Annotated in this window: 13 protein-coding genes and 1 pseudogene; 8 read left to right on the top strand and 6 right to left on the bottom strand. The window is 75.9% G+C overall.

Annotation, left to right across the window (positions count from 1 at the left end; translation table 11 throughout):
• The coding region (locus F8274_RS23930) for a zinc-dependent alcohol dehydrogenase family protein (protein ID WP_370518264.1) at window positions 1-1,054 on the top strand (1,054 nt) is incomplete at its 5' end.
• A 3-nt stretch (window positions 1,055-1,057) separates the two neighbouring features.
• On the opposite strand, the gene F8274_RS31365 is transcribed toward F8274_RS23930, so the two are convergent.
• Window positions 1,058-1,801 (bottom strand): hypothetical protein, encoded by a 744-nt coding sequence (locus F8274_RS31365; protein ID WP_192579957.1) that lies wholly within the window; start codon window positions 1,799-1,801, stop codon window positions 1,058-1,060.
• A gap of 95 nt (window positions 1,802-1,896) precedes the next feature.
• Here F8274_RS31365 and F8274_RS23920 point away from each other — a divergent pair, with 95 nt between their 5' ends.
• Window positions 1,897-2,823 (top strand): diacylglycerol kinase, encoded by a 927-nt coding sequence (locus F8274_RS23920; RefSeq protein WP_151464616.1) that lies wholly within the window; start codon window positions 1,897-1,899, stop codon window positions 2,821-2,823.
• Window positions 2,824-2,951: 128 nt separating this feature from the next.
• Here the strand turns inward: F8274_RS23920 and F8274_RS23915 are convergent.
• Window positions 2,952-3,473: pseudogene (locus F8274_RS23915) on the bottom strand (DMT family transporter); the annotation flags it as partial.
• A gap of 365 nt (window positions 3,474-3,838) precedes the next feature.
• On the bottom strand, window positions 3,839-4,603 hold the full coding sequence (locus F8274_RS23910) for an HAD family hydrolase (RefSeq protein ID WP_151464615.1): 765 nt from the start codon (window positions 4,601-4,603) through the stop codon (window positions 3,839-3,841).
• An 86-nt stretch (window positions 4,604-4,689) separates the two neighbouring features.
• Here F8274_RS23910 and F8274_RS23905 point away from each other — a divergent pair, with 86 nt between their 5' ends.
• Together F8274_RS23905 and F8274_RS23900 are read left to right on the top strand one after the other, a co-directional pair.
• Window positions 4,690-7,491: an RNA helicase gene (locus tag F8274_RS23905; protein WP_151464614.1), complete on the top strand. Its 2,802-nt coding sequence runs from the start codon at window positions 4,690-4,692 to the stop codon at window positions 7,489-7,491.
• Window positions 7,492-7,656: 165 nt separating this feature from the next.
• Window positions 7,657-8,541: an MHYT domain-containing protein gene (locus F8274_RS23900; protein ID WP_151464613.1), complete on the top strand. Its 885-nt coding sequence runs from the start codon at window positions 7,657-7,659 to the stop codon at window positions 8,539-8,541.
• A 13-nt stretch (window positions 8,542-8,554) separates the two neighbouring features.
• On the opposite strand, the gene F8274_RS23895 is transcribed toward F8274_RS23900, so the two are convergent.
• Window positions 8,555-9,478, bottom strand: coding sequence for a 5'-3' exonuclease (locus F8274_RS23895; RefSeq protein ID WP_151464612.1), 924 nt, complete (start codon window positions 9,476-9,478; stop codon window positions 8,555-8,557).
• Between the two features lie 120 nt (window positions 9,479-9,598).
• Here F8274_RS23895 and F8274_RS23890 point away from each other — a divergent pair, with 120 nt between their 5' ends.
• The gene (locus tag F8274_RS23890) at window positions 9,599-10,672 is read left to right on the top strand and encodes a DUF4037 domain-containing protein (RefSeq protein ID WP_151464611.1); all 1,074 of its coding nucleotides are present in this window, start codon (window positions 9,599-9,601) and stop codon (window positions 10,670-10,672) included.
• A 12-nt stretch (window positions 10,673-10,684) separates the two neighbouring features.
• On the opposite strand, the gene F8274_RS23885 is transcribed toward F8274_RS23890, so the two are convergent.
• Window positions 10,685-11,950 (bottom strand): MFS transporter, encoded by a 1,266-nt coding sequence (locus F8274_RS23885; protein ID WP_151464610.1) that lies wholly within the window; start codon window positions 11,948-11,950, stop codon window positions 10,685-10,687.
• 83 nt (window positions 11,951-12,033) lie between these two features.
• Here F8274_RS23885 and F8274_RS23880 point away from each other — a divergent pair, with 83 nt between their 5' ends.
• Window positions 12,034-12,924: a winged helix-turn-helix transcriptional regulator gene (locus F8274_RS23880; RefSeq protein ID WP_151464609.1), complete on the top strand. Its 891-nt coding sequence runs from the start codon at window positions 12,034-12,036 to the stop codon at window positions 12,922-12,924.
• Here F8274_RS23880 and F8274_RS23875 read toward each other — a convergent pair.
• Window positions 12,921-13,484: a GNAT family N-acetyltransferase gene (locus F8274_RS23875; protein WP_151464608.1), complete on the bottom strand. Its 564-nt coding sequence runs from the start codon at window positions 13,482-13,484 to the stop codon at window positions 12,921-12,923. The two genes, F8274_RS23880 and F8274_RS23875, sit on opposite strands and share 4 nt — an antisense overlap.
• 46 nt (window positions 13,485-13,530) lie before the next feature.
• Here F8274_RS23875 and F8274_RS23870 point away from each other — a divergent pair, with 46 nt between their 5' ends.
• Both F8274_RS23870 and F8274_RS23865 read left to right on the top strand, forming a co-directional pair.
• On the top strand, window positions 13,531-14,109 hold the full coding sequence (locus F8274_RS23870) for a TetR/AcrR family transcriptional regulator (protein ID WP_225853944.1): 579 nt from the start codon (window positions 13,531-13,533) through the stop codon (window positions 14,107-14,109).
• Between the two features lie 192 nt (window positions 14,110-14,301).
• Entirely contained in the window at window positions 14,302-15,633 is a 1,332-nt protein-coding gene (locus tag F8274_RS23865; protein ID WP_151464606.1) for a PHB depolymerase family esterase, read from the top strand.
• Window positions 15,634-15,818: the final 185 nt, after the last annotated feature.

Raw genomic sequence — 15,818 nt, 5'->3', positions numbered from 1 at the left:
ACCCCCACCCATGCGCGCCACCGTGATCCACGGCCCGAACGCCGTCCGGGTCGAGGAGGTGCCGGACGCTGCCGTCCGCACCCCAACCGACGCCGTCGTCCGCACCGTGCTGGCCTGCATCTGCGGCAGCGACCTGTGGGCCTACCGGGGGGTCGCCCGGCGGCAGCCGGGGCAGCGCATCGGTCACGAGTTCCTCGGCGTGGTCGAGGCCGTCGGCGCCGAGGTCGGCTCGGTGCGGGTCGGTGACCTGGTGGTGGCGCCGTTCGTCTGGTCCGACGGCACCTGCGACTTCTGCCGCGAAGGGCTGCACACCTCGTGCCCGCACGGCGGCTTCTGGGGTTCGGTGGGCTCGGACGGCGGCCAGGGCGAGGCCGTGCGGGTCCCGTACGCCGACGGCACCCTGGTGAAGCTGCCCGTCGAGGCGGCCGGCGACCCGCAGCTGCTCACCGCGCTGCTGGCGCTCTCCGACGTGCTGGCCACCGGGCACCACGCGGCGCTCGCCGCCCGGGTCCGCCCCGGGGCCACCGTCGCCGTGGTCGGTGACGGCGCGGTCGGGCTCTGCGGGGTGCTCGCCGCGAAGCGGCTCGGCGCCGAGCAGATCATCGCGCTGGGCCGGCACACCGCGCGGACCGACATCGCCCGCTCCTTCGGGGCCACCGACGTGGTCGCCGAGCGGGGCGAGGCGGCGATCGCCGCGGTCCGGGAGCTGACCAGGGGCCAGGGCGCGCACGCCGTGCTGGAGGCGGTCGGCACCGAGGAGTCGATGCGGACCGCGATCTCGATCGCCCGCGACGGCGGCGCGGTGGGCTACGTCGGCGTGCCGCACGGCGGCAGCGCCGGGGTGGACATCCAGCAGATGTTCGACCGCAACGTGACCGTCGCCGGCGGCGTCGCGCCGGCCCGCGCGTACATCCCCGAGCTGCTGGCCGACGTGCTGGACGGCGCCATCGACCCGTCCCCGGTCTTCGACCGCTCGGTGACCCTCGACGGGGTGCCCGACGGCTACCGGGCGATGGACGAGCGGACCGCGCTGAAGGTGCGCATCACGTTCTGACCGTCAGTGCGGGGAGCGGCCGAACTGGCTGCTCAGCGCCGTGCCGGCCGTGCACGGCAGCTCGCCGGGGGCGAGCTGGGTGTGGGAGGGCCGCCACGTCTGGGCGCCCGTCGGGCCGACCCGGGCCAGCAGGCAGTCGTACTGGGCGGCGCGCAGGGCCACCCCAACCGTGCCGCGGGCGGCGGCGATCTCCCGCCGCACGGCCGGGTCGAGCCCGAGGCCGTCGACCGCGGCGCGGGCGGCCGTCTCGTCCGGGCCGGCGGCCGCGAGGGCCCGCTTCAGGCGGTCGTCCACGCCGCTGAGGGAGGGGTCCGGGCGGATCGGGAGCGGGTCGCCCGACGGGCAGTCGATGCCGTCGTCGCGGGCGTCCCGCTCGGGGCCCAGCCGGAACCGGAAGCAGACCTGTGCGTCCCCCTTGATGACCACGCCGTGGCCGTTGACCCCCTGCCCGTGCCCGGTGATCCGGAGCACCAGGGTGACCCCGGTCTGCCAGTGCGTCTCGCCGTGGACCTGGAGCACGGCCACCCCGGCCTCCTGACCGGCGGTGTGCGCGTAGTCCGCCGCCTTGTAGAGGTGATCGCGTACGAAGCGCGCCTGGATCCGGTCGGCGGTCTCGGTGGCCTCGGCGACCGCGTTGTCGTGCCAGGCCGGCTCGACCGGGCGCTGGGCCCACCAAAGGCCGCCGGCCAGCAGGAGCGGGGCGAGCGCGACCGGAACGGCGACGGCGAGCAGGGTGCGGGTGCGCATCATGGGGAGTATGCCGGGCGGTCGCTCGCCGCGCCGCCCCGTGCATCGCGGACGAGGGTGTCGCCCCTGGTGAGGGGCGTGGCTCGTGCCGTACGGTGCTCGCCGTGACCGCGCACGATCTTGTCCCGCCCGGCCCGGTGGCCGTGCTCGCCAACCCGACCGCCGGCCGGGGACGGCACCGGGGCCTGCTGCCCCAGCTGCTGGAGCGGCTGGGCGCCGCCGGCCGGCCGGTCGAGCTGCTGCGGGCGCGTACCCCGCAGGAGGCCGAGGCGGCGTGCCACGCGGCGGTCGCCGACGGCGCCGGCGCGCTGGTCGCCGTCGGCGGGGACGGCACGGTGCACCGGGCGTTGCAGGCGGTCGGCGGCACGACGGTGCCGTTCGGCCCGGTGCCCGCCGGCACCGGCAACGATTTCGCCGTGGACACCGGCTTCCCGGCCGACCCCCTCGCCGCCGTCGAGGTGATCGCCGACGCGCTGCGCGCGGGCCGCGCCCGCCCGGTCGACCTGGCCCGGCTGACCACCCCCGGCGGCGGCGAGCGCTGGTACGGCGCGGTGCTGGCCGCCGGCTTCGACGCGATCGTCAACGAGCGGGCCAACCGGATGCGCTGGCCGCGCGGCCCGCGCCGCTACGACCTGGCCATCCTCGTCGAGCTGGCCCGGCTCCGGCCGCGCCGCTACCGGCTGCGCCTCGACGGCGCCGAGCAGGAGGTGGACGCGGTGCTGGTGGCGGTGGGCAACGCAGCCAGCTACGGCGGCGGCATGCGGATCTGCCCCGACGCCGACCCGCACGACGGCCTGCTGGACGTGGTGGTCGGCGGCCGGTTCGACCGGCGCACCCTCATGCGGGTCAAGCCCCGGATCTACCAGGGCACCCACGTCACGCACCCGCTGGTGCGCAGCTACCGGGCCCGCACCGTCGAGCTGGACGCCGAGGGCATCACCACGTACGCCGACGGGGAGCGGGCGTTCGACCTGCCGGTGCGGGTCAGCGCGGTGCCGGCGGCGGTGCGGCTGCTGCGCTGACCAGCGCGCCGCCCTCGGCGCCCGGTGGGGGCCGGTGGCGCGGCGGCCGGGGCGCCGGCGCGGACCGCGCCGATGCTCGCGGCGATCACCAGGCCGATGGCCAGCACCTCCACCGGGTGCAGCGCCTGGTCGAGCACCAGCCACCCGGCCAGCGCGGCGATGGCCGGCCCGAGGCTCATCAGCACGGCGAACGTCGCCGTGGGCAGCCGCCGCAGCGCCAGCAGCTCCAGGGTGTACGGCAGCACCGAGGCGAGCAGCGCCAGCCCGGTGCCGAGCCCGAGCACCGCCGGGTGCCACAGCCGGCCGCCGGAGCCCACCAGCCCGATCGGCAGGGTGACCAGCGCGGCCACCGCGAGTGCCAGCGCCAGCCCGTCGGCCCGGGGGAACCGCCCGCCGACCCGGGCCGAGCAGACGATGTACGCCGCCCACAGCGCCCCCGCGACCAGCGCCAGCGCGGCGCCGACCGGGTCCAGCCGGTCGAATCCGCCCTGCCCGAGCAGGGCCACCCCGGCGAGCGCGAGCCCGGCCCAGCACCAGGCGGCCAGCCGCCGGGCGGTGACAACGGACAGCGCCAGCGGGCCGAGCACCTCCAGGGTGACCGCCGGTCCGAGCGGGATCCGCTCGATGGCCTGGTAGAAGATCGAGTTCATGCCGGCCAGGGCCAGCCCGAAGGCGACCACGGCCGCCCAGTCGCCGCGGCCGTGCCCGCGCAGCCGGGGGCGGCACACGGCCAGCATCAGCAGCGCGCCGATGGTCAGCCGCAGGGTGACCGCCCCGGCCACCCCGGTACGCGGGAACAGCAGCGCGGCCACGGCCGCGCCGAACTGCACCGACAGCGCTCCGCCGAGCACCAGCCCGACGGCGCCGAGCCGGCCGCCGGAGAGCCGCCCGGTGACCCGGGCATGAAAGGAGCGGTCGGGCGTCATGCCGTTACGCTAGCGCCGCTGGTCAGGTCCGCTGCCGCCGGGCCGCCGGCCGCCCGGCGGGCGGTATCCGGTGCACGCGAGCGATGCGCTCAGTTCCGGAGCGCGAGGTCCAGCACGGCGCCCAGCCCGTTCGGCCGGCCCGGGTCGGCGCCGGGCAGCACCAGCACCTCGCAGCCCGCCGCCACGGCACCCGCGTCGGCGGGGCTGTCACCCACCATGAGCGCCCGCTCCGGGTCGACTCCCAGCATCCCGCAGGCCCGCAGGAAGATCCCCGGGTCGGGCTTGCAGCGCCCCACCTCGTACGACAGGGCCCAGGCGTCGACCAGCCCGTCCAGCTTCCAGGCGGCGAACAGCGGCCGGATGTCGAAGCCGATGTTGCTGACGAGCGCCACCTTCACCCCGGCGTCCCGGAGCGCGCCCAGCACCGGCTCGGTGTCCGGGTAGGGCACCCAGCCCTCGGGGACCAGCAGCCGCTCGTAGAGCGCGTCGGCGAACCCGTCGATGCCGGCGTCGACCGTCTCGGCCAGACCGGTGTAGGCGCCCCGATGGGCGTGCTGGTAGAGATCGCGGTCGGCCCAGAGCTCGGCCAGCCGGGGCGGCACCCGGGCCGGCAGTGGCCCGCCCGCCCGGCCGGCGGTGAGCAGCCGGTCGGCCAGTGCGGTGGCCCGCACCCGGTCCAGCTCGACGCCGCAGGCCGCCGCGGCGGCGAGTACCCACTCGCGGGGCTCCTCCACCTGCGCGAGCGTGCCGTGGAAGTCGAAGAGCACCGCCTCCACGGGGCGACGGGACGGGCTCGGGCGGACGGCGTCGTCGGCGCCGCGCGAGACTCGGGGCGGTTCGGCATGATCCGGCACGTCGTGCACCCTACCGACCCGCTCCGACCCACCTGCCGGACGGCCTTGGCCGGTGGCCGTCGTCCGCACCGATTAATCTTGGGGACATGTCGAGTCCCGCCGAGCGGTACGCCGCGGCGCGCCGCCGGGCCGCGCAGGCCTCCGCCTTTCCGGCCCTGGACGAGTTCGCGCTCGATCTGGGGTTCGACCTGGACGACTTCCAGCGGGAGGCGTGCGAGGCCCTGGAACGGGGAAGCGGCGTGCTGGTCTGCGCGCCCACCGGCGCCGGCAAGACCGTGGTGGGAGAGTTCGCCGTGCACCTGGCGCTGCGCGGCGCCCCCGGGAAACCGGCGGCGGCCGACGGCGGCGGGGGGCCGACCACCCGGCGCAAGTGCTTCTACACCACGCCGATCAAGGCGCTGTCGAACCAGAAGTACCACGACCTGGTCGACCGCTACGGCGCCGAGCAGGTCGGCCTGCTCACCGGCGACAACGCGATCAACGGGGACGCGCCCGTGGTGGTGATGACCACCGAGGTGCTGCGCAACATGCTCTACGCCGGCTCGGCCACCCTGGAGGGCCTGGCCTACGTGGTGATGGACGAGGTGCACTACCTGGCCGACCGGTTCCGCGGCGGCGTCTGGGAAGAGGTGATCATCCACCTGCCCGCCTCGGTCACCCTGGTCTCGCTCTCCGCCACCGTCTCCAACGCCGAGGAGTTCGCCGACTGGCTGGTCACCGTGCGCGGCGAGACCGCCGTGGTGGTCAGCGAGCACCGCCCGGTGCCGCTCTGGCAGCACATGCTGGTCGGCAGGCGGATGTTCGACCTGTTCCACGACGCCGACGCGGCCCGCAAGCACGACGTCCATCCCGAGCTGCTGCGCTACACGCGGGACACCGTGCGCCGGCTGGAGCTGGGGGAGGGGCGCAGCGCCGGACCCGGCGCGGGCCGGCGCGGCCCCCGCTGGCGCGGCCCGATGCGCCCCGACATCGTCGAGCGGCTGGACCGGGAGAACCTGCTCCCGGCGATCCTGTTCATCTTCAGCCGGGCCGGCTGCCAGGCGGCCGTCCAGCAGTGCCTGGCCGCCGGGCTGCGGCTCACCTCGCCCGAGGAGCGCACCGAGATCCGCCAGGTGGTCGAGTCGCGGATCACGGCCATCCCCGGCGAGGACCTGACCGTGCTGGGCTACTGGGAGTGGCTCGACGGGCTGGAGCGTGGGCTCGCCGCCCACCACGCCGGCATGCTGCCCGCGTTCAAGGAGGTCGTCGAGGAGCTGTTCGTCCGCGGCCTGGTCAAGGCCGTCTTCGCCACCGAGACCCTCGCCCTGGGCATCAACATGCCGGCCCGCTGCGTGGTACTGGAGCGCCTGGTCAAGTTCAACGGCGAGGCGCACGTCGACCTCACCCCAGGCGAATACACGCAGCTCACCGGGCGGGCCGGCCGGCGCGGCATCGACGTCGAGGGGCACGCCGTGGTGGTCTGGTCGCCGGAGACCGACCCCCGGCACGTCGCCGGCCTCGCCTCCACCCGCACCTACCCGCTGCGGTCCAGCTTCCGGCCCTCCTACAACATGGCCGTCAACCTGGTCGGCACCGTCGGCGCGGAGCCGGCCCGGGCCCTGCTGGAGTCCTCCTTCGCGCAGTTCCAGGCCGACCGGTCGGTGGTCGGCCTGGCCCGGCAGGTGCAGCGCAACACCGAGACCATCGAGGCGTACGGCGCCGAGGCGTCCTGCCACCAGGGCGACTTCGACGAGTACTTCGCCCTGCGGGTGGCCATCGCCGACCGCGAGCGCGCCATGGCCCGCCAGGGGCAGACCCAGCGCAAGGCGGCGGCCGTCGCCTCGCTGGAGCGGCTGCGGGTGGGCGACGTGATCCGGGTGCCCTCGGGCCGGCGGGCCGGCCTGGCGGTCGTGCTCGACCCGGCCACCGGCGGTTTCGGCGAGCCCCGCCCGCTGGTGCTCACGCAGGACCGGTGGGCCGGTCGGGTCAGCCCCGGCGACTTCACCACCCCGGCGGAGGTGCTCGCCCGGATCCGGGTGCCCAAGCACTTCAACCACCGCTCGCCGGCGGCCCGGCGCGACCTGGCGGCCGAGGTCAGCGGCACCGGGCTGGACCGGCACGGCGGTCGCCGCGGCGGTCGCTCCCGGGAGGCGGTCGGTGAGGATCACCGGCTCAGCCAGCTCCGCACCGAGCTGCGCCGGCACCCCTGCCACGCCTGCCCGGACCGGGAGGAGCACGCCCGCTGGGCGGAGCGGCGGCGCCGCCTGGAGCGCGACACCGAGGAGCTGCGCCAGCGGGTGGCGGGGCGGACCGGCTCGCTGGCCCGCACGTTCGACCGGATCGTCGCGCTGCTGACCGCGCGCGGCTACCTCTCGGCCGACGGCGAGGTCACCGACGCCGGCCGGATGCTGGGCCGGATCTGGACCGAGGCCGATCTGCTGGTCGCCGAGTGCCTGCGCCGCAAGGTGTGGGACGGGCTGTCCCCGGCCGAGCTGGCCGCCGCCGTGTCGGTGGTGGTCTTCGAGGCCCGCCGCGACGTCGACGAGCGGGCCTCGCTGCCGCGCGGCCCGGTCGTCGACGCGGTCGACGAGACGCTGAAGCTGTGGGGCGACATCGAGGCGGACGAGGCCTCCCGTGGCCTGGCGGTCACCCGCGAGCCGGACCTGGGCTTCGCCTGGCCGATCTACCGCTGGGCGCGCGGCGAGGCGCTCGCCAAGGTGCTCGCCAGCGGGCACCAGATCGACGGCGAGATGCCGGCCGGCGACTTCGTCCGCTGGTCCCGGCAGGTGGTCGACCTGCTCGGCCAGCTCGCCGACTCCGGCGGCGCCTCCACCGAGCTGCGCTCCACGGCCCGGCAGGCCATCGCGGCGGTCAACCGGGGCGTGCTGGCTTACCACGCCGCCGCCTGATCATCACTTCCGGTCATCGAGGCCGGAGAATCGACGCATCGCTCCGTCACTGTTACACCACCGCCCGGTACAGCCGGGGGTGGTGTCATGCCCGATCGACGACACCCGGATGATTGCCGAGGCGCAAGTGTTACGCGCCGGTAGCCAGCAGGGGGGAAGTCCGTCATGGCAGAGATCAATCACTTCGAGTACGGGTGGATCACCCCGGCGCTCAGCTACGCGCTGTCCGTGCTCGGCTCGGCGCTCGGGCTGGTCTGCGCCGGACGGATCCGCACCGCCACGGGCGCCGGCCAGCGGGCCTGGTGGGGCCTCCTCGCCGCCTGGGCTCTCGGCGGCACCGCGATCTGGGCGATGCACTTCGTGGCGATGCTCGCCGTCGCCGTCGCCGGCACCCGCATCCGGTACGACGTCCCGCTGACCGCCGCCAGCACGGCGATCGCGGTGGCCGCGGTCGGTATCGGCCTGGCCATCGTGGGCACCGGCCGGCTGTCGGCGGTCCGGCTGCTCGCCGGCGGCCTGTTCGCCGGCGCCGGGGTGGCCGCCATGCACTACACCGGGATGGCCGCCATGCGGCTGGACGGCACCCTCGGCTTCGACCGGGTCCGGATGGCGCTGTCCGTGGTCATCGCCGTGCTGGCGGCCACCGTGGCGCTCTGGCTGTCGATGACCGTCCGCCGGGGGCTGGCCGTCGCCGCCTCCGCCCTGGTCATGGGCGTCGCCGTCAACGGCATGCACTTCACCGGGATGAGCGCCCTGTCGGTGCACCCGCACGCGTCGCGCGGCGAGCTGGCCGGCGCCGAGGTGAACGGCCTGCTCGTGCCGATCATCCTGGCCGTGGTCTTCGGCGTGGTCGGGCTGGTCTACGCGCTGCTCGCCGCCCCCACCGACGACGACCGCGCCGGAATGGCGTACCTGGATGCGCGGCGGGACGGGTCGGCGCAGGACGTCGCGGCAGAGCCCGCCCCCGATCCGGTGGGCCTGCGCGGCCGGTCGACCCTCGGCCAGCCGGGCACGCCGTTCCCGTCGCGCCGGGACGCCGGCCGCCGCTGACCGCTTCCGGTCGTCAGGCGCGGGCGGTGGCGAGCGCGTCCACGAGACGCCGACACGAGCCGGCGAGGTTCCACCGCTGCGCCAGCTCCAGCAGCCGGTCCGGGTCCGCCGGCGCCGTCGGCAACGCGGTGGCCAGCTCGGGCAGCGGCACGTCGAGGGCGACCCGCACCACCTTCGGTGCGACGGCCAGGTAGTCCCGGGCCGCGTCGAGCTTGGTGCGCAGCCCGGGGGCGAAGCCGGAGCCCGGGTCGTCCAGCGCGGCGAGGATGCCGGGCAGGCCGTCGTAGCGCTCGATGAGGCGGGCCGCGGTCTTCTCGCCCACCCCGGGCACGCCGGGCAGGCCGTCGCTCGGGTCGCCGCGCAGGGCCGCGAAGTCGGCGTAGCGGTCGGCGGGGACGCCGTAGCGGGCGCGGACCGCGGCGTCGTCGCAGTCGTCGAGCTTGGCCACGCCGCGCCCGACGTAGAGCAGCCGCACCTGGCGGTCGTCGTCGACGAGCTGGAACAGGTCACGGTCGCCGGAGACCACCTCGGCCGGGCCGGGCTGGGTGACCGAGAGGGTGCCGAGCACGTCGTCGGCCTCGTAGCCGGTGGCGCCCACCGCGGGGATGCCGAGCGCGTCGAGGACCTCCAGGATCATCGGCACCTGCGGGGAGAGCGTGTCGGGCACCACCTCGCCGCCCTGGGGCGCCACCCGGTGCGCCTTGTACGACGGCAGCAGCTCCACCCGCCACGCCGGTCGCCAGTCGTGGTCGAGCGCGCAGACCATCCGGTCGGGCCGCCGGGTGCGGACCAGCTGGGCCAGCATGTCGAGGAAGCCACGGACGGCGTTGACCGGCTGGCCGTCGTCCGTCTTCGCCGCCGACTCGGGGATGCCGAAGTAGGCGCGGAAGTAGAGGCTCGGGGAGTCGATCAGCAGGATCGGGGGTCGGTGTGCCACGCCGACAGCCTGGCACAGCCCACCGACGAGGTGGGGGACGGACGCCCGCCCCGCTGGGCTCACCCGCGCGCGGGTGGAAACCGGGCGGCGCGGGCGGCCGGCGGTGCGCAGACTGGCGGGGTGACGTTTCTACCCGGGCTGACCCTGGCGCACCGGTTCCACGACGAGGTGGTCGCCCCGCTGCTGGCCCGCCGGCTGCCCCGCCTGCGCTACGCGGCCGGGCTGATCGACGGCGGCTCCGAGCTGCTCGGCCTGGACACGCCCCGCTCGACCGACCACGACTGGGGGCCGCGCACCCAGCTCTTCGTCGCCGAGGCGGCGGAGGTGGCGCCGGTGCGGGCGGGCCTCGACGCGGAGCTGCCGGCCGAGTTCCTCGGCTGGCCGACCCGGTTCACCGGCGGCCCGACGGTCCGGCTCGGCGTGGCCCGCGCGGACGGCGAGCGGCACGGGGTGAGCGTCGACGAGCTGGGGGCCTGGCTGCGGGAGCGGCTGGGTGGGGACCCGCGGGCCGGGATGACCGTGGCGGACTGGCTGGCCGCGCCCACGCAGCGGCTCGCCGAGCTGACCGGCGGCGCGGTGTTCCACGACGGGCTGGGCGGGGCGCTCACCGACGTCCGGGCCCGCCTGGCGTGGTACCCGGACGACGTCTGGCGGCACGTGCTGGCGGCCGGATGGCAGCGGGTCGGGCAGGCCGAGCACCTGGCCGGCCGCTGCGCCGAGGTCGGCGACGAACTGGGCAGCCGGGTGGTGACGGCCGGGCTGGCCCGCGACCTCATGCGGCTCGGCCTGCTGCTGCACCGCCGCTGGCCCCCGTACGCGAAATGGCTCGGCACGGTCTTCGCGGCGTTGCCGGCCGCGGCGCCGGTGGTGGACGCGCTGGCCGTCGCCCTCGGGGCGGGCGGGTGGCCCCGGCGGCAGGCCGGGCTGGTGGGGGCGCTGGAGACGGTCGCGGCGTGGACCAACGACACCGGGCTGGCGGCGCCGGTCGACCCGGCCGCCCGGCCGTTTCACGACCGGCCGTTCCTCGTCCTGCACGCCGACCGGTTCACCGCCGCGCTGCGCGCCGCCATCGCCGACCCGGCACTGCGCGCCCGCCCGCCGGTCGGCGCGGTGGACCAGTACCTGGACAACGTCGACGTGCTCACCCGCCCGGCGCGGGCCCGCCGGGTCGCCGCGGCCGTCCTGCCAGATTGAGGGCCCCTCGGGTCACCCGGCCGCCGCCACGCGCTCCCGGTCGGCCGGCTCCCCGATCCGCAGGTCGGCCAGGTCGCGCAGGCGGCGCACCGGGGACAGCAGCAGGGCCAGCGGCGCCAGCACGGTGGCCGCGGCGAAGCAGAACAGGGTGACCCGGCCCCCGGCGAGCCCGGCGAGCGCCCCGGCGAGCAGCCCGCCGACCGGGATGGCGCCCCAGGAGACGAAGCGGACCGTGGCCATCACGCGGGAGAGCAGGTCGGGCGGGCTGGCGGTCTGCCGGTAGGTGCGGGTGGTCACGCTGAGCACCACGACGCCACCGGCGAAGAGCACGTTGCCGGCCGCGAACGCGAGGTACGCCGGCCAGCCGGCGCCCAGCGGCACCAGGAACGCGCCGCCGACGGCCACGACGCAGGCGACCAGCAGTGACCGGGCGGTGCCCCAGCGCCGGGTGATCCACGGGGTCAGGGTCGCCCCGACCAGGGAGCCGACCCCCTCGACCGCGAGCAGCACACCGACCAGCGCGGCCGGGGCGTGCAGCTCCCGGACGAGGTAGAGGGGGTAGACGGCGAGCTGCGCCCCGCAGACGAAGTTGACCGCGGTGGCCGTCCACATGGTCGGGCCCATCACCGGGTGGCGGGTGACGTACCGCCAGCCCTCGCCGATCATGGCGCGGACCGGGGGCCAGCGGTCCGGGGCGTCGACCCGGCGGGCGGGCAGCGACCCGAGCAGCGCCGCGGAGACCAGGTAGCTGAGCGCGTCGACCAGCACGGCCGGCACCGCGCCGAGGGCCTGGACCGCGAGGCCGCCCAGGGACGGGCCGCTGAGCTGGGTGGCGGCGTGGGTGGCCGAGGTGAGGCTGTTGCGGGCGTGCAGCTGGTCGCGGCCCACGATGGCCGGCAGGAAGGTGGCGTTGGCGACGTCGAACAGCACGTTGGCGAAGCTGACCACCAGCGCCACGATGACCAGCTGGGCCACGGTGAGCCGGCCCCACCACCAGGCCAGCGGCACGGAGGCCACCGCGGCGGCTCGGGCCAGGTCGGCGCCGACCTGTGCCCCGCGCAGCGGCAGCCGTTGGACGATCACGCCGGCGGGGAGCCCGATGACCAGCCAGGCGACGTAGCTCGCGGCGGCCACCAGGCCCATCTCGAACGCGGACGCGTCCAGCACGGTCAGCGCGGTGAGCGGCAGTGCGACCGCACCGACCGCCGACCCCACCGAACTGGTGGTGCCGGCGGTCCACCAGCGCCAGAACACCCCGGCCCCCTGCCCGACGGACATGCCGCCAACCCCCGATCCGAGCCAGTTAGTTCCAAATTGAAACGGACTATAGTCGGGACTGCGGGCCGAGCGGGAGGTGGGATGTGAGACGGGCGGACCTCGGCGACGCCGACTGCGGCATCGCGCAGGCGCTCGGCGTGCTGGGCGACTGGTGGACCGTGCTGATCGTGCGCGAGATCGCCGGCGGCGTCACCCGGTTCGACGGGCTGCAGCGCGAGCTGGGCGTCAGCCGGCGGGCGCTCACCGAGCGGCTCGGCGGGCTGGTGGCGCACGGCGTGCTGCGGCGCGAGCCCTACTCGGCGCACCCGCCGCGCCACGACTACCTGCTCACCGCCAAGGGGGAGGCGCTGCTGCCGGTGCTGGTCGCCCTGCAGGACTGGGGCACCCGGCACGTGATGGGCGACGGCGCGCTGACCGCCACCGCCGACGAGGACTCGGCCGAGGCGCGCCGGGCGCACCGGCTGGTCGGCCGCCGCGTACCCCCGATGAGCCTGCCCCGGCACGACGGCGGCGCGGAGCCGCCGGCGGCGCCCGGGCGGTGGACGGTGCTCTACCTCTTCCCGGGGGCGTTCGCGCCGGGCGCGCCGGGCCTCCCGCCGGGCTGGGGCGAGATCCCCGGCGCCGCCGGGTGCACGCTGGAGTCGCGGACGTACGCCGACCGCCACCCGCTGTTCCGCGCGGCCGGGGCCGAGGTGCGGGGGGCGAGCACCCAGCGCCCGGACCAGCTCGCCGCCTTCGCCGCGCACGCCCGGTTGCCGTTCCCGCTGCTGTCCGACGAGGACGGTCGGCTTGCCGCTGGCCTGCTGCTGCCGACCTTCCGGGCCGGTGGCGTGGCCCGGTTGAAGCGGCTCACCCTGCTGCTGGACCCGGAGGCGGTGGTGCGGGCGGTGCAGTTCCCGGTCACCGACCCGGCCGGCTCGGTGGACGAGATGCTCGCCGAGGTCCGCCGCCGCACCGCCGTCGAGGCGGCCTAGGCGCCGGCCACCGGCCCGGCCGGTCGCCACTCGGTGGCCAGCAGCGACCAGACCTCGATGTCGAGCCGCTCGCCGAGGAACGGGAAGGCGGCCCGCAGCATGCCCTCGCGGGTCATGCCCAGGCGCCGCGCCACGGCCCGGCTGCGGGCGTTGTGCGGGACCGTCCGCCATTCCACCCGGGCCAGGCCGCGCTCGCCCAGCGCCCACTCGATCATCCGGTGGGCGGCCCGGGTCACCAGCCCGTGCCCCTCGGCCTCCGGGGCGAGCCAGACCCCGATCTCGCAGGTCCCGGCCGCGGCGTCGAAGGTGCGGAACAGGGTGCCGCCGACCAGTTTCCCGTCCAGCCGGATGCCGTGGATGGAGCCGGCGTCGCGGGCCTGGGCGTCGGCGTAGCGCTGGAGGAAGGCCCGGGCCGTGTCGGTGTCGGTGATCGTGTGCGCCCAGGGCAGCCAGGGCGCGAGGTGGGTGCGGGTGCGCGCGACGAAGTCGGCGAACTCCGCCGCCTGCCACGGGGCGAGCGGGTGCAGGGTGGCCCGGTCGGTGAGGGGAAGGGAGAACATGTCGCTCCAAGATGCGTACCGAACGTTTGTTATGTACTCTAGCCCCATGCCGGCACGGGGTGACCACGACGCCCGCCGCGCCGACGTCTCGGCGGCGGTCTGGCGGGTCCTCGCTGCCCGCGGGTTCGGCGGGCTGACGCTGCGGGCCGTCGCGGCCGAGATGGGTGTCTCCACCGGCCTGCTGACCCACTACTTCCCGAACAAGCGCGCCCTGGTGCGGCACGCCGTCGACGTGGCCGAGCGGCACACCGACGCGCGCGACCGCCACGCCGCCGCGGGGGAGGGCCGGCCCGCGCTGCGGGCCGCCCTGCTCGACGTGCTCCCGCTGACCGACGAGGCGACGGCGATGAGCCGGGTCTGGGTCAGCTACTGGGACGGCGCCCTGGCCGACGACGAGTTCGCCGCCGACCAGCGCCGCCGCTACGACCGGTGGCGGGCCCGGCTGCGGTCCCACGTGGACGCCGCGCTCGCCGGGGCGGGCACCGACCCCGAGGCTCTGGTGGCCACCTGCGCGGCCTTCGCGCACGGCCTGGTCGTCCAGGCGCTCTTCGACCCGGCGGCGTTTCCGGCCGACCGGCAGGTGGCCCTGCTCGACCGCTTCCTGGCCGACCTGTTCCCGGCCTGAGCCACCGCTCCGGCCACTTCCGGAAGTTGTTGTCGGCCACCCGGCCGGGGCCTAGACTCCGGTTCGGATCGCAGATCTACGACCGTCTATCTCGTCTCCGAGGGTCCGGGCCGCCGTCGAAGGCGCCTCGCCGGCGAGCACGCCGCGGGCGCACCCGCCCCGCGCGCCGTCCTCACCACCCGAGGAGATTCCATGCTGCCCAGAAGAGGAAGGCGCCGGCTGTTCGGCGCCGCCCTCGTCGCCGCCGGGCTGGCCGCCCTGGCGACGGTCACCGCGCCCGGCCCCGCCGCCGCGGCCGCGCTGACCGAGGTGACGAACTTCGGCGCCAACCCGAGCAACCTGCGGATGTACCTGTACGTCCCGGAGACCGTCGCCGCCCGGCCGGGGCTGCTCGTGGTCAACCACTACTGCACCGGCACCGGGCCGGCCATGTACTCCGGCACCCAGTTCGCGGCGCTGGCCGACCGCTACGGGTATCTCGTCGTCTACCCGTCGGTGACCCGGAGCAGCCAGTGCTTCGACGTGTCCTCGCCGCAGGCGCTGCGCCGCGACGGCGGCAGCGACCCGGTCGGCATCACGTCGATGGTCGACCACGTGCGGCAGCGGTACCCCGTCGACCCGAACCGGATCTTCGCGACCGGCGTCTCCTCCGGCGCCATGATGACCAACGTGCTGCTCGGGCTCTACCCGGACGTGTTCAGCGCCGGCGCGGCCTTCGCCGGGGTGCCCTTCGGCTGCTTCGCCACCACCACCGGCTCGGAGTGGAACAGCGAGTGCGCCAACGGTCAGGTCGTGAAGACCCCGCAGCAGTGGGGCGACCTGGTCCGCAACGCGTACCCGGGCTACAGCGGGCGGCGGCCCCGGATGCAACTGTGGCACGGGACCAACGACGAGACGCTGCGCTACCCGAACTTCACCGAAGAGATCAAGCAGTGGACCGACGTGAACGGGTTGGGGCAGACACCGGCGTACACGGACAGCCCGCAGGCCGGCTACACCCGCACCCGCTACGGCGGCACCGGCGGCACCGCACCGGTCGAGGCGATCAGCATGCAGGGCGTCCCGCACAACCTGCCGGTCGACGCGGCCCAGGCCGTGCGCTTCTTCGGCCTGGACACCACGACGCCGACGACCCCGCGGCCCACCAGCCCGCCGCCGGCGAGCCCTCCGCCCACGCCGCCGCCGCCGAGCACGCCGCCGCCGTCCGGCGGGTGCCGGGTCGCGTACGGGGTGAACGCGTGGAACACCGGGCTGACCGCGTCCGTGACGATCACCAACACGTCCGCCACGGCGGTCAACGGCTGGAGCCTCGCCTTCACCCTGCCCGCCGGACAGAGCGTCACCAACGGCTGGAACGCCACGTACGCCCCGGCCAGCGGGGCGGTGACCGCCCGCAACGTCTCCTACAACGGCACCATCGCCCCGAACGGCTCGGTGAGCATCGGCTTCCAGGCCACCCACACGGGCAACACCGGGCGGCCCGCCTCCTTCACCCTCAACGGCACCCCCTGCACGGTCACCTGAGCCGGGCGGCGGCCGCCGGGAGGAGCCTCCCGGTGGCCGCCCGCGCTTAGTTCCGGACTTTTCACAAGGCGCGAAAAAAGCCTCGCGTCCCGCGTCGAGGAATTGACATGCATCCCTGTCCGGAGGAAGGGTCCAGCGGAACGGCGACGGCAACTTGTTGGTAACCCGTTCGTCGTTCCGCACCC

Origin of the sequence: Micromonospora sp. AMSO31t, from assembly GCF_008868175.1 — a bacterium.
In the GTDB taxonomy this organism is placed as follows: Bacteria; Actinomycetota; Actinomycetes; order Mycobacteriales; family Micromonosporaceae; genus Micromonospora.
This window is presented reverse-complemented; position numbering and strand designations above follow the sequence as displayed.

What these genes read in the sequence shown, in the direction of transcription:
- F8274_RS31365 (WP_192579957.1), bottom strand. Translation starts at nt 1,801, where the DNA reads ATGCGCACCCGCACCCTGCTCGCCGTCGCCGTTCCGGTCGCGCTCGCC.
- F8274_RS23905 (WP_151464614.1), top strand. Translation starts at nt 4,690, where the DNA reads ATGTCGAGTCCCGCCGAGCGGTACGCCGCGGCGCGCCGCCGGGCCGCG.
- F8274_RS23900 (WP_151464613.1), top strand. Translation starts at nt 7,657, where the DNA reads ATGGCAGAGATCAATCACTTCGAGTACGGGTGGATCACCCCGGCGCTC.
- F8274_RS23885 (WP_151464610.1), bottom strand. Translation starts at nt 11,950, where the DNA reads ATGTCCGTCGGGCAGGGGGCCGGGGTGTTCTGGCGCTGGTGGACCGCC.
- F8274_RS23875 (WP_151464608.1), bottom strand. Translation starts at nt 13,484, where the DNA reads ATGTTCTCCCTTCCCCTCACCGACCGGGCCACCCTGCACCCGCTCGCC.
- F8274_RS23870 (WP_225853944.1), top strand. Translation starts at nt 13,531, where the DNA reads ATGCCGGCACGGGGTGACCACGACGCCCGCCGCGCCGACGTCTCGGCG.
- F8274_RS23865 (WP_151464606.1), top strand. Translation starts at nt 14,302, where the DNA reads ATGCTGCCCAGAAGAGGAAGGCGCCGGCTGTTCGGCGCCGCCCTCGTC.